Annotated in this window: 12 protein-coding genes; 5 read left to right on the forward strand and 7 right to left on the reverse strand. The window is 41.0% G+C overall.

The window, feature by feature from the left end; all coding sequences use genetic code 11:
- Positions 1-32: 32 nt before the first annotated feature.
- The 4 genes from yidC to rpmH all read right to left on the reverse strand — a co-directional run bounded on the left by yidC (position 33) and on the right by rpmH (position 3,006).
- Complete coding sequence (gene yidC / locus IP510_RS02940; RefSeq protein ID WP_194363317.1) at positions 33-1,715, reverse strand: membrane protein insertase YidC; 1,683 nt, start codon at positions 1,713-1,715, stop codon at positions 33-35.
- Between the two features lie 216 nt (positions 1,716-1,931).
- Complete coding sequence (gene yidD / locus IP510_RS02945) at positions 1,932-2,306, reverse strand: membrane protein insertion efficiency factor YidD (protein ID WP_194363318.1); 375 nt, start codon at positions 2,304-2,306, stop codon at positions 1,932-1,934.
- Between the two features lies 1 nt (position 2,307).
- Positions 2,308-2,685: a ribonuclease P protein component gene (gene rnpA / locus IP510_RS02950; protein WP_194363319.1), complete on the reverse strand. Its 378-nt coding sequence runs from the start codon at positions 2,683-2,685 to the stop codon at positions 2,308-2,310.
- Between the two features lie 186 nt (positions 2,686-2,871).
- A complete protein-coding gene (gene rpmH, locus IP510_RS02955; RefSeq protein WP_007394757.1) occupies positions 2,872-3,006 on the reverse strand; it encodes a 50S ribosomal protein L34 in 135 nt (44 codons plus the stop codon).
- A 590-nt stretch (positions 3,007-3,596) separates the two neighbouring features.
- On the opposite strand from rpmH, the gene dnaA reads away from it, so the two are divergent.
- The 5 genes from dnaA (at position 3,597) to IP510_RS02980 (ending at position 11,601) form a co-directional block, all read left to right on the forward strand.
- Entirely contained in the window at positions 3,597-5,042 is a 1,446-nt protein-coding gene (gene dnaA / locus IP510_RS02960; RefSeq protein ID WP_194363320.1) for a chromosomal replication initiator protein DnaA, read from the forward strand.
- Between the two features lie 158 nt (positions 5,043-5,200).
- A complete protein-coding gene (dnaN, locus tag IP510_RS02965) occupies positions 5,201-6,376 on the forward strand; it encodes a DNA polymerase III subunit beta (protein ID WP_194363321.1) in 1,176 nt (391 codons plus the stop codon).
- Between the two features lie 169 nt (positions 6,377-6,545).
- Entirely contained in the window at positions 6,546-7,751 is a 1,206-nt protein-coding gene (gene recF / locus IP510_RS02970; protein WP_194363322.1) for a DNA replication/repair protein RecF, read from the forward strand.
- A gap of 503 nt (positions 7,752-8,254) precedes the next feature.
- Positions 8,255-10,864 (forward strand): DNA topoisomerase (ATP-hydrolyzing) subunit B, encoded by a 2,610-nt coding sequence (gene gyrB / locus IP510_RS02975; protein WP_227669443.1) that lies wholly within the window; start codon positions 8,255-8,257, stop codon positions 10,862-10,864.
- A 107-nt stretch (positions 10,865-10,971) separates the two neighbouring features.
- The gene (locus tag IP510_RS02980; RefSeq protein WP_194363323.1) at positions 10,972-11,601 is read left to right on the forward strand and encodes a manganese efflux pump MntP family protein; all 630 of its coding nucleotides are present in this window, start codon (positions 10,972-10,974) and stop codon (positions 11,599-11,601) included.
- A 424-nt stretch (positions 11,602-12,025) separates the two neighbouring features.
- Here IP510_RS02980 and rlmF read toward each other — a convergent pair whose 3' ends face one another.
- From rlmF to IP510_RS13680, 3 genes are all read right to left on the reverse strand, one after another.
- Positions 12,026-13,084 (reverse strand): 23S rRNA (adenine(1618)-N(6))-methyltransferase RlmF, encoded by a 1,059-nt coding sequence (gene rlmF, locus IP510_RS02985; RefSeq protein ID WP_194363728.1) that lies wholly within the window; start codon positions 13,082-13,084, stop codon positions 12,026-12,028.
- Between the two features lie 29 nt (positions 13,085-13,113).
- The gene (locus IP510_RS02990) at positions 13,114-13,851 is read right to left on the reverse strand and encodes a LysE family translocator (RefSeq protein ID WP_194363324.1); all 738 of its coding nucleotides are present in this window, start codon (positions 13,849-13,851) and stop codon (positions 13,114-13,116) included.
- A 182-nt stretch (positions 13,852-14,033) separates the two neighbouring features.
- A complete protein-coding gene (locus IP510_RS13680; protein ID WP_227669444.1) occupies positions 14,034-14,219 on the reverse strand; it encodes a hypothetical protein in 186 nt (61 codons plus the stop codon).
- Between the last annotated feature and the right edge of the window lie 17 nt (positions 14,220-14,236).

A 14,236-nucleotide genomic window follows, 5' to 3' on the forward strand; every position in this document is an offset into this window, starting at 1 on the left:
TTTTTACTGTCACGTTTTTGATAAGTAATCAGTTAGTCGACCACTTTTACCGTACGACGCTTCTGTTCTTCATCGACTTTTTTATTGACAATATATTGCTGAGTCATACTAAACAGGTTGTTCACTGTCCAGTATAGAACCAAACCTGCTGGGAAGAACAGCATGAATGCAGTAAAGATAATCGGCAAAAACTTCATAACTTTTGCTTGCATTGGATCTGCTGGTTGCGGGTTCAGCTGCTGCTGTACAAACATCGATGCACCCATCAACAGTGGCAAAATAAACCACGGGTCCATCGCTGAGAGATCATTAATCCACAAAATCCACGGCGCATGACGCAGCTCAACACTCTCGACCAGTACCCAATACAAAGCTAAGAAAATAGGCATCTGCATCAAGATAGGTAGACAACCCGCCATTGGATTGACTTTCTCCTCTTTATAGATAGCCATCATCTCTTGCGACATCTTCATACGATCATCGCCATGCTCTTCTTTGAGCAACTTCAGTCTTGGGGCAATAGCACGCATCTTCGCCATCGAATAGTAACTCTTATTAGAGAACCACATGAGTGCAATTTTAACCAAGATAGTCAGTAGAATAATTGACCAACCCCAGTTACCCACAACTTTATGCACACCTTCCAAGATAGCAAACAAGACCTTCGATATTGGCCACAACAGACCGTAATCGACCGTTTTATTCAGACCTACCGCCACGTCTTTAAGTTCAGACTGTACTTTTGGACCTGCATATAGCGTCGCATTTAAAGTAATCTGCTTGTTTTGTGCAACATTGACAGTCTGACTATTAAAACCAATAAAATAATCATCACCGGTTTCACGGCTAAAGAACTTACCAGTAAAGTTTTGAGGTGTCCATGCCGATACAAAGTAATGCTGCACGATGCCGACCCAACCTTCATCACTGGTCGTCGTCAACTCGCCATCGCTGAAGTCTTTAAATTTCAACTTATTATAAGGATCATCTGGCGTACCCCATGCGCCGCCCAGATAAGTCGCCATGCTTAGCGCGCCTTTATCAGACATACCAGGATCTTTACTATCATCACGTTTTAGCTGTGCAAACATCTGGCCTTGCCAAGCACTGGTAGAGGCATTTTGGATTTTGTAGCTAATATCAATCGGATATTTGTTTTCAGTAAAGGTAAAGGTCTTGGTAATTGTCACACCATCTTTTTTATAAGTCAGTGGTACAGACAGCGTTTGTTGACCATCTTCCATGACATAGTTATTGGCAGTGTGGTTATAAGTCGCTCGACCTTCTGCTGTATCAATACCATTTTGACCAATCAGTCCAGACTGTGCCACATATACACGATTACTGTTATTTTCTAACAATACGAAAGGCTTATCGCTATCGAGCGTCGCGTCATACTGTTTAAGCGCAGCATAAACAATATCACCGCCTTCTGGATTGATTTTTATATCATAGCGATCGGTCGTTACTGTGATTAGACCTGCATTTTTGGCAGGTGCTGCTGTCACAGCTGCATTATCAACAGGTAATGTTTGAACCGGGATATCGCCTGCTCCACCCGTTGTAGAAGGAATGTCAGCACCTACTGAATTTGTAGTTTCTGGCACCGCATCAACAGCTGGTGCATCGGCATAATCATCTCGCCATGCCAAAATCAGCAGATAAGCGGTAATTAACATCGCAATGATGATCATCACCCGAAATATCTTTTGCATAAACCTTTCCTAGATTAAAAAATTAGGGAATGAAAAATTAGGGCATGTGTCATGACTGTACATCACAGTTAACCGCATACATGACAACTGCGTTGATAGTCATTTACATAAAATGTGCATCATTTTACTAAAAATCTGCCCCAAATGATACCAAGAGTGTGGATAACTTGTGGGTAACTCACTGGGGATAAGATCCATACCCAAACATAGTCATTTTTACTCTGACTTCATCAGATAGTTAAGCCGTGAAACATAGCTATTATTGTCTCGGTAAATACCCAATCCTTTAACAACGTTATTTGGTATATCAGTAGAAGATAAGTATTGATAGCTATAAGAAGATAAGGGAAGAGGTACGAAGTCAATACCGTGCCCACCGAGAGGATGACACTTACTAAGACGTTTTAATAGCAACCAACTACCTACACGGGGACCATGCCATGCCAAAGCTTGTTTACCATAATTTGAACAAGTTGGATAGTAACGACAGCGCGCAGGAATCATGGGACTTATTATTTTTTGATAGAACAAAACGGTATTTAATAAAAAAATTAAAAATATTTTTTTAAAAAAATTAAATAAAAAAATCATTTTATTTTTTTTCTATTTTTTTAAATATATTATTAATTTGATTTTTCAATTCTTCTTTATTTATATCCTTTATTGATTTTTTAACAATAAAGACAATGTCTTTATTTTCCATTTCCAAAGACTTTGTACGAAACTGCTCACGTATATGTCTTTTAATCAAGTTTCGAACAACAGCAGTAGGCACCTTACGCTTAGTAATAGCCATACCGACCCTAGGCTTATCATGGACATTAGACCTCACAAAGGCCATTAAGTGGCTCTGATGTATCTTACGCTCAGGTGCGTCGAATACCTCACGAAAGGCTACAGGCGTAAGCAAGCGCTGCTCTTTGGTGAATCTAGCTGTAGGTACAGGTGTAGCTAATAGAGAGTTGGGCATGGTACAACCTAGTAGGATAGCGAATGATAATATGAGAAATAGTAGCAAAATATAGAGACAAAAAAAGCGCCGATGCGGGCGCTTTTAATATATGGCTAAGTGTCAGTTGTGAGGATCGACTATCGCAATCTATAAACAATAAGAACACAACAAGCACAATTAGCCATGCTCATCGCAATCTACTGATTATACAGTAAGGCGATGACGTCCTTTAGCGCGGCGACGGGCTAAGACCTGACGGCCTTTTTTAGTTGCCATACGAGCACGGAAACCGTGAGTACGTTTACGCTTGATCACGCTTGGTTGGAATGTACGTTTCATAACTCACCTATCAAAATAATGGACTAAATTCGTAATAACGGAGGATTATACCATTCAGCATAGTTCTGGTCAATAAACTAATTATATGAGTGTCTAGGTATTTGATTTCTCTTGTTTACAGATAAATCATATCTCAATAAAAATTGTTACTTCAGTTTCAAAATATAGCTAGTCAACGTGAGTTAAATTGCATAGTTATCCACAGATTTTAGCAATTTCTATAATAATAATTGATTAATATATATAGATATTGTTGTTATTGGGAGCCTATTTTTCTGTGGCTAACTGCTATTTCCTTTTTATTATCAAATGACTAAGCTATGGGTAAACCTGTGGATAACCTGTGTATTAAATATGGATAAGTCATTATTTGTATTTATCCACAAAACTATCCACAGTCTTATCCCCAAAAAACAAGGTTTTATCCACAGGCTATTTGTGTTAGATTAGCCGCTAGTTGATATATTAGCTTGTAGTACTTAAAAGCGTGGCTTTTTATGCAGATACCTACAATCAGTATCAAGGGTTAAGTTACAGTCTATATGACTAGAACACGATTATTTTTTTAGATTATAGGGTCACCACTTTTCATGATAGAAACAGCAAATATTTGGGATAAATGTCTAAACGATTTGCGTTACAGCGTCAAAGACAATGTATTTACTATGTGGCTGAGGCCTTTATCGGCTCATCAAGAAGCACAAACCCTCATCATTCTTGCTCCTAATGATTATTTTGTAACGTACATCAAAAAGAATCATCTTCAAGCTATTCAGCAACTAGTAACCAAGCACAGTCAAGGGAGTATTGAGGAAGTTATTGTACGTGTCGATAATGCGGGACGTAATGTAGAGGACAATAACCAAGCAACGTCAGGATCACTGTTTGGGGAAGGTGAGCACGCCCCTACCCCATCTGAGCATAAGTTTGAATCTATCCATCATCATAATTCTAGAGCAGATGTTGATTCCAATATGCGTCATGCAGAATTACTCGATTCTACTGATGCCAAGTCCTTAAGTTACCTAAATCCTGATTTTACGTTTGAGACATTCGTTACCGGTAAGTCTAATAATTTGGCCTATAAAGCTTGTTATGAGCTTGGTAAGAAGCAATCAAAAAATCGTCATAATCCTTTATTTATATATGGCCCTTCTGGTTTAGGAAAAACGCACTTAATGCATTCTGTAGCTCATCGCTATTTAAAAAATAATCAAAGTTTTTATTATTTCACTTCTGAAAAGTTTATAAACCAATTAGTTTATTCGTTAAGAAATAATAAAATAGAAGATTTTAAAAAGAAAATAAAAAAAGTGGATTTATTAATTGTAGATGATATCCATGTATTAGCAGGAAAGACAAAAAGTAGTAACGAGTTTTTGACTTTATTTGCAGATTTTACCAGTGGCGATAAACAACTTATCTTAGCCTCTGATCGTCATCCATCACAAATGACGGAATTCGATGAGCGTTTTAGATCGAGGTTTTCTTGGGGATTAACAGTCGCCGTTGACCCTCCCGAAATTGATACTCGTGTACAAATCTTGCAGAAGAAAGCAGCCTCATACGGCATGCTGTTGCCTAAAGAGTGTGCGTTATTCATCGCTCAGAATGTGGTTTCTAACGTGAGACGTCTAGAAGGTGCGCTAAATCAGGTGTTTGCCAACGCGAATTTGACAGGTGCACAGATAACACTTGAGATGGTTCAATATGCGCTAAAAGACATCGTTGCCATGCGTGTACAAGCCGTCAATATGGACAATATTCGAAAAATAGTTGCCGAGTATTACGATATAACTATTAAAGATATGATGGGACGAAAACGCACTCGAAGTATCGCCAGACCACGTCAAATAGCGATGGCTTTGTCGCGTGAACTAACAGGTGATAGTTTCCCTGAAATTGGACAGTCATTTGGCGGACGCGACCATACAACAGTGATGCATGCGTGTGATAAGGTAAACGAATTACGAGTAGCAGATCCAGCATTTGACAAAGACTATAAGACGTTAGCATTGATGTTACAGGCAGGTTAAAGTGCTTTTTGTCATGTGTTTTAGTCGATAGATATCGTTTATAATATTGAAAATATAAGCAAATAACTGCTTTGTGGATTATCTTTATCAGACAGAGTATTATTAAATCATTACTTAGCATTTTTATAATAAAATCATTCAATTAAGAGTAACTAAGCATGCAATTATCGATTAATCGAGAGTCGTTATTAAAAGCTATTAATCTGATCGCCAAAGCCGCTGATAAACGCCATAATATGGTTATTTTGGGCAATATTAAGCTACAACTCTCAGAGTCTGAGCTTATCTTAACCGCGTCAGATTTAGAAGTGGAACTGACATCGACATTGAAACTGCCTGTAGGTGCTTGTATAGAAGCAGGTAAAACGACGTTACCGGCAACCAAATTAAAAGATATTTGTAAGTCATTGCCTGCGCAAGCACAAGTCAATCTAGCTACCCAGGCCAATGAGCGTTGTTTACTGACGAGTGGTAAGAGTCGTTTTACACTAGGTACATTGCCTAGTGAAGATTATCCAAGTCTAGGCAATCCTGAAAATATCACACCGTTGACGATCAGCCGTAACCGTTTGACAGATTTGATTCATAAAACCCAGTTTGCGATGGCGATTCAAGATGTGCGTTATTACTTAACGGGCATGCTGTTTGATGTGTCACAGCAGCAGCTGACAACGGTTGCCACTGATGGGCATAGATTGGCTTTGGCACGTAGTGTCATTGATGTAAGTGCTGATTTAAATATGCAGGCTATCTTGCCACGCAAAGCTGTCATTGAGCTTGAGCGCTTGGCGTCTGAGCTTGGTAAAATGCTTGGAGATAAAGATAATCCAGTTACCTTGAGCTTTGGTCGTGAGTTTTTGCAAGTTAGCTTACCGTTCGGTGATGTTGATAGTGCATGGCAGGTGAGTGATAATTTAATGGTCACTTTTACGGCACGCCTGATCGATGGTAAGTTCCCAGATTATCGCCGTGTCATGCCAAGTAATACGGATAAGCTGGCGTTGTTTAATCAAGAAAAAATGACTGATGTGCTACGTCGTGTTGCGATTTTGAGTAATGAAAAATCTCGCGGTGTGGTATTTAACTTTGCCAGTGATGGTATGGTAGAAGTACGTGCTAATAATGCTGAGCAAGACGAAGCAGTGGAAATGATACAAGCCAAGTATCAAGGTGAGCCCATGGAGCTGTCGTTTAACGCTGCTTACTTACAAGATGTACTGGGCGTTATTCAAGGTGATTTGCAAATGCATATGAGCCAATCAAACGCTTCAGTGTTGGTCAATCAGCTGAATGATGAATTCCATCAGTATGTCATTATGCCAATGCGAATATAGTGATATCCGTTTTACGAAAGCGGTAAAGTTGGGTATTGGAGCTGTATTTAAGTGCAAAATTATTCTTAGAGTAGGTTTGCATTTCTACAGTTTAGCTTCCCTTATTTATCTATTTTATAAAACTTATGTTTATTTTTATATGCTATTTTAATAGGCGGCTATCGGTATCATGATTGAACGTCTACAAATTTCACACCTTCGAAATCTAACACAAGTCAATTTACAGCCTACTGCCTGTAACGTCATTATCGGCGCGAATGGCAGCGGAAAAACATCCTTACTTGAAGCCATATTTCTGCTATCCAGAGGCAAGAGCTTCCGTCATCACCAGCCTAAACGCTATATTCAACATCACCAAAACACAGTTACTGTACATGCTAAGCTTAATGATAGCAGTACCTTAGCTATCCAAAAACAAGCTGATGCTACAACACTCTTGCGTCTGAATCAGACCACTGTCTACAACCAAAGTATCTTAACTGAGCAACTGCCAACGTTACTAATAGATCCATCAACGATGGATATGTTAGAACAAGGTAGCGCCAGTCGTAGACAGCTATTGGATTGGCTAGTGTTTCACATGAAACAAGGCTTTCATTCGCAGTGGGTTGCTTATCAACGACTGCTAAAACAGCGCAATAGTTTACTAAAAAAATCGCGCCATTTGACCCAAGTGCAGCTCTCTGAGTTGAAATCATGGGATAAAGGGTTGAGTAGCCATGCAGCACTCATTCATCATTACCGCGAGCGGATATTTACCGAATGGCAGCCTTATTTTGCTGAGAGTATTGAGCAGTTATTACCATCTTATGCCGAACAGTTGAGCTTAAGCTATAACGCTGGCTATGATACGAGTATTGCGTTGGACATACAGCTTAACGAGCGATTAGAGCAGGATCTGCAGCTAGGATACACTCGTATCGGTAACCATCGAGCTGATGTTCATGTGCATTGGCATTCTGACGATTCACTAGAGATGAATAATGAGTCTGCAAGTACAGCGTCAAAAAATGATGTCAGTGCTAAATTGCCGACTCTGAAAGAGCAAGCGGCTAACGTATTGTCTCGCGGGGAAAAGAAGCTGTTAATCACTGCGTTAAGGCTGTCTCAGTTACCATTATTGCTCAATGCTGAACAGGATATTGATTCACAGAGAGAGGGATTCAATACTAGAGCCACGCCAGTCGTATTGTTAGACGATATAACGGCAGAACTTGATAGTAGAGCGATAGAGATTTTATTATCGACTTTATCGCAGTTACCCTGTCAGGTGTTTATGAGTAGTTTGACTGATGACATCGTGCCATTGATCAAAGATTTATGGTCAAATCCTAATATGTTTCATGTGAAACAAGGTAATATCCAACCACTTTAATAACTTCCTTATACTGTCTATTTCACCCTGATTTACAACCTTATAAATCCTCTATACCTACCATCATTTTTCTACAATACCGTTTATTTTTCGAGAGCTATTGATACTAAGAAAACTGTCAGTAAACAGTGACTTAGAAGCAAAAAAATGGTAAAATTAGGCTTTATTTTTATCCTGTTTTCAGCAAGTTGTTTAATAGCGTTATGTAGATATTTTTTATTATCTACAGGTTTCTAAGTGTTTGATAAGTATGTGTTTAATTGATTCTGCTAGCTTTAATAATGTTTAAAAAAAAGAAGCTGATTGTGAAGTTATAAAGCACTGACTTTGTGTTCGCTAAGTCAATATCATCTCTGACGAAATTTTGGTTAATTATGTTTTAGCCAATGATGCGTATCGAAGATTTTTACTACAACAGTTGAGTCTAAAATAACGTTATGAGGCATCATCGTAGTGGTGAGTCCATAGCAAACGGCTGATTATGGCTAGATTAAGGAAGACACATGAGTGATTCATTACCTACCGACCACGAGCAACTGACATCAGATAGTATTGCTGCAACGACGTTGCCAGCTGTGGCGCCTGAAGTATTACCCTCTGATTATAGCTCTAAAGATATTCGCGTATTACGTGGGTTAGAGGCGGTACGTGTACGTCCTGGTATGTATATCGGTGATACCGATGATGGTACAGGCCTCCACCATATGGTCTTTGAGGTAGTGGATAACTCTATTGACGAAGCGCTTGCGGGTCATTGTGATCAGATTGACATCATTATCCATGAAGACGAATCTGTCAGTGTGATGGACAACGGTCGCGGTGTGCCTGTCGATATCCATCCAGAGGAGGGTGTATCTGCAGCACAGGTTATCATGACGGTACTGCATGCCGGTGGTAAGTTCGATGACAATAGTTATAAAGTGTCAGGTGGCCTGCACGGTGTAGGCATCTCAGTGGTCAATGCTTTATCTAAAAAGCTAGAGATGAATATCTGGCGTGAAGGCTATCACTATAATCAGACTTATACCGATGGCGTACCTGATGCTGACATTCAGCAGATGGAAGCGACGAATCAGACGGGCACGCAAATCCGTTTTTATCCTAGTAGCGATGTGTTTACCGGTACTATTTTTGAATATGACATCTTGGCAAAACGCTTACGTGAGCTATCATTTTTGAACTCTGGTGTGCGTATTGTATTGACTGATGAGCGCATTGATAAGCGTCATGAGTTTGAACACAAAGGTGGATTGCTCGAGTTCGTTAGTTATATCAATGCTGGCAAAGACGGTGTCAACGAAGTCTTCCATTTTACCAGTCAACAAGATGACGGTATCAGTGTTGAAGTCGCACTTCAGTGGACAGATACTTATAACGAAAAAGTACTGTGTTTCACCAACAACATTCCTCAAAAAGATGGTGGTACACATCTATCAGGTTTCCGCTCAGCATTGACGCGTTGCCTGAACAGTTATATGGATCGTGAAAACTTATTTAAAAAGGAAAAAGTAGCTGCAACGGGCGATGATGCCCGTGAAGGTCTAACGGCTATCGTTTCTGTAAAAGTACCGGATCCAAAATTTTCTAGTCAGACCAAAGACAAGCTGGTATCAAGCGAAGTAAAATCAGCTGTTGAATCAGCGATGCATGATAAGTTTAATGACTATCTACTAGAGAACCCAAGTGCTGGTAAAGCGATTGCGAGTAAAATTATCGATGCGGCACGTGCGCGTGATGCCGCTCGTAAAGCGCGTGAGATGACACGTCGCAAGACGACTTTGGATATCGCAGGTTTGCCGGGTAAATTGGCTGATTGCCAAGAAAAAGATCCAGTACTATCAGAGCTATATATTGTGGAGGGTGACTCTGCAGGTGGTTCAGCTAAGCAGGGTCGTAGTCGTAAAACCCAAGCCATTTTGCCATTAAAAGGTAAAATCTTGAACGTTGAGCGCGCCCGTTTTGACAAAATGCTATCTTCTGCAGAAGTGGGTAACCTGATTACGGCACTTGGCTGTGGCATTGGCCCTGATGAATATAACCCTGACAAAGTACGCTATCATAAAATCATTATCATGACCGATGCCGATGTTGATGGGTCACACATTCGTACGTTGCTGTTGACCTTCTTCTTCCGTCAAACGCCTGAATTAATCGAACGTGGCTATGTTTATATCGCTCAGCCACCGCTATACAAAGTGAAAAAAGGTCGTCAAGAGCTATACCTAAAAGACGATGAAGCACTTAAAGCGTATCTCCTGTCATCGACGATTGACAATACTAAGCTACATATCAGTGCTGATGTGCCTGCGATTACTGGTCAAGCGTTAGAGACACTACTAAATGACTATAACCAAACGCAGCTGATCAAAGCACGTTTGCAGATTCGTTTTCCAGCGGTGCTTTTAGATGCGTTGACGCATACACCAAAGCTGACTACGGATATGACTTATGATAAATCTGCTATGCAAGCATGGAAAGATGCCATGCAAACGCAGCTTGACCATTTCGGTAGTGATCTAAGCCCTGAGGTTGAACTGATCAATATCCATGCACCTCAGCCAAAAAATATGGATGCGGCAGCAGCTGATTTATTGGGTATGAAACCAGAAGTGGTGGCTCAAGAAACTATCGACGGTGAAGCGTTATCTACCAAAGCGCAGTGGCTACCACGTATCACGGTCTATGTGCATCAATTGGCTCATCATTATCTACTGGATGCGAGTTTCATTAGTTCAGGTGAATACAGCAAGCTGTTGCGCTTGTCTGCTGAATGGAACACGTTGCTTGAAAGTGATGCCTTTATTCGCCGTGAAGCGACCGCTGGTGCGACGAAAGATATCCCAGTACGTGACTTCGATTATCTCTGGCAGCAAATGATGGTTGATGCGCGTCGTGGTCTAGCAATCCAGCGCTATAAAGGGCTAGGGGAGATGAATGCTGATCAGCTTTGGGACACAACAATGGATCCTGAAAACCGTCGTATGCTACGCGTCACTATCGAAGATGCTATCGCTGCTGATCATATGTTTACGTGCTTAATGGGTGATCATGTTGAGCCGCGCCGTATCTTCATCGAAGAGAATGCGTTGACTGTTTCTAATCTAGATATCTAAACTTATAGTTGACGGTTAATAAGATACAAAAATACCGCTTTGGATGCCAAAGCGGTATTTTTGTTTCACGTGGAACAAATAATTGACCATTGTACGAGAAAAATAAAATGATTGAAGTCGTATTACTCGCTATCGCATTAGCAATGGATGCATTCGCTGTCGCCATTGGATTGGGAGCTAAGTCACAAAAACAGAGTAAGTCTTATCTGCTGCGATTGGCTATGTATGCTGCCTTATATTTTGGAATCGCACAGGGCGTAATGCCGCTTATTGGCTATCTATTAGGCGCAGCGCTATTGGGTTGGTTGGCAGCGGCTGCCCCTTGGATTGGTGGGTTTATTCTTATCGCTCTCGGTGGAAAGATGCTTTACGAAGTATTTACTGCGGATGATGAGGATGCTGTCGACAGTGCGCTTCACACAAACGGCGACGCTATAAATGCTGATAGTGAAGCAATGACAGTTATTCATAACGGCCATAAAACTATCAATCATCGCACTATGTTTACACTCGCCATTGCGACCAGTATTGATGCGATGGCGGCAGGATTTACACTCAATCTGTTAGAGCTAAATGCATGGCTAGCTTGTTTAATCATCGCGTTAATCACTGCTATATTTGGCCTGTTTGGTGTTTATTTGGGCTGGCGCTCAGGCACATGGTTAGAGGATAAAGCAGAAGCGCTAGGTGGATTAGTACTGATCTTAATTGGGTTAAAGGTGATGTTTTTTAGTTAACACCACTCCCAAAAAATACGGTTAGTGGCGTCAAACTTGTTTAGTCTACAATGCGTATTATAGTCATTCCACTATAAAAATATTACAGCGTTAACCTCGCTTGAAGTATCACGTATACATCTGCACTCGGTTGCCTTGGACTACTTTTAAATTGAATCGACTATACTTGCACTCGTTTTCCTTACTACTCTAATTTTTGTGAATGGTATAGTCAAGTCTATATAAATCCGCTACATCGTCATCCTCGCTAAGCATACTAATGTATAACTTACACTCGGTTTCCTTGTATCGAAATTATATTGAACTGACTATATAACAAGTCGTTTTTTTAATTTGTTATTCTCAATAAAAAGCACCGCTCTAAACTTTAGAGCGGTGCTTTTTTGTTTCACGTGAAACTTAAACTAGTAATCTTGCTTAGTGACTACTCTTCGTCAGTGTTAAAACGCCATGCTAATACACGGGTACTCTTTTGACCCTGACTCATCTCAATAATACGCATTTGGGCGACATCAAGTTGCTTTAATAACAGCTGTAATGGTTTTACATTTTCAGATTTTGAGACTAGTGTCGTAAACCAACCGACATGCTCTGCAAAATCTTGGCTTTCTTTTGCCATTTTGGTCAAAAAGGCAATCTCGCCACCTTCACTCCATAGCTCTTTATGCTGACCACCGAAGTTTAGGTTTTGTGCAGCGTTACCTGTCTTTGACGAACTGCGGCTTATTTGCTCGTTTTCATTTTTGCCGCGATGTCTTTGCAAGTTATGTTGCTTACGGCTGTTCGATTCCATCGCTTCTTCTAATGAGGCATGGAATGGAGGGTTACAGACCACCACATCAAAGTAGTCTTGGCGACCGATGATGCCTGCAAACATATGCTTAGGATTGGTTTGCAGTTTGACTTTTACCGCACCTTTAAGCTTTGGATTGGCATCGCAAATAAGCGCGGCGGTATTGACCGAAATTGGATCAATATCGCTGGCAGTAAAGCGCCAACCGTAGCTCTGGCTACCAATAATTGGATAGATGGCACTGGCACCCGTTCCAATATCTAAGGCGTGGATTTCTTTACCTGTTGGCGGTGTGTTATCTGCATTCACATGAGTGGTCTGCGCAAGCAAGTCCGCAATATAGTGAATATAATCAGCACGTCCTGGGATAGGTGGGCACAAATAGCCTTCTGGAATGTCCCAAAATTTAACGCCATAATAATGGGCCAGTAGCGCCTGATTGAGGACACGTACCGCTTGGTGATCCGAGAAGTTAATCGTCGGCTCGCCTTTAGGGTTGGTAATCGTATGCTTGGCAAGCTCAGGCAACGCGCGAGTCAATACCGCAAAGTCATAACGACCCTGATGCGGGTTTCGCGGATGTAGCTGACCGAGTTTTTTGGCGGTCGCCGGTGATCTGTTTCTGTGTGTACTATTTGCTGGAATACGGGTCATAGTGTGTGGCTTTGATGTTTGAATATAATCAACCATTTTAGCAGATTTCACGAGTAACGAATGTCTTATCGACTACGTAAAATCAGATTTAATCCCAATACTATCATCGCTGTACCCAATATACGGTCGATCCAATGTTCAAAACGCTGAAACCGGCGATGAATGGCAGGGATAGACAGGAGCATCACGACCGTACTAAACCATGCCATTTGTAAGACCATCATCCATACGCCATAAATGGCCAACTGCCACAGCGGTATATCAGGTGACAATACGAGCGTGAATATCGCGACGAAATATACGGGCGCTTTTGGATTAAAGACATTGCACAAAAATCCGCGACGTAACGTAGCAAAGGTGGATTCACTATTGCTAGGTAACTTTTGAGTAGATATATCTTTAGTTGGAGGTGTGGTTTGGCTAGTAAGCGCATCCTGTGAAACGTGAGCGCTTGAACTTACTTCTGAGTCTGCCTTTGCTAAGTCTGCTGCTTTTTCTAAATCTGATGTTTTTTTAGGTTTGGCTTGGATGCCTTGCCAACCGAGATAAATCAGATAACCACCACCCAACCATTTGATAGCAGTCAATAGCGGTTGCGAATGTGCGATGACCGTCGCCAGTCCCAACACCGAATAGATAATATGTATGGCAAGCCCCAAAGTAATACCGAGACTACAGATCAAACCCGTGCGACGACCTTTTGCCAGCGTCTGCTGCGATACCAAGACAAAATCAGGCCCAGGGGAGGCTGCAGCCAGTAAGTGAACTGTAGTAATCAGCAAAAAACCGTGCCAAAATTCCATAAAGTGCTCTGAGTAATGTCTATATTTTTCTCATGGTTACACTTAACGTGAATGGGGTCAACTGATATTAATGGGAGCTTTATTCGTAGCAGTTCTACTGCTTGTGTTATCGCTCGAGGATGTCTATATTAAAAGTGGGTTTATCGACAAATTTCTATGAATCCACTACTGCATTCTTATCTTCATTGGCAAGACTTGTATTGGTCAGAACTACACTGAAGGTAGCCGATTGCTGCGACTGAGGATATATCAAGGATATCAAGGATATCAAGGATATCAAGGGTATCAAGGGTATCAAGGGTATCAAGGGTATCAAGGGTATCAAGGGTATCAAGGGTATCAAGGGTATCAAGGGTATCGAGGCGCAACTACATAACCATCCATT

It is taken from the genome of Psychrobacter sp. NG254 (assembly GCF_015277735.1).
In the GTDB taxonomy this organism is placed as follows: domain Bacteria; phylum Pseudomonadota; class Gammaproteobacteria; order Pseudomonadales; family Moraxellaceae; genus Psychrobacter.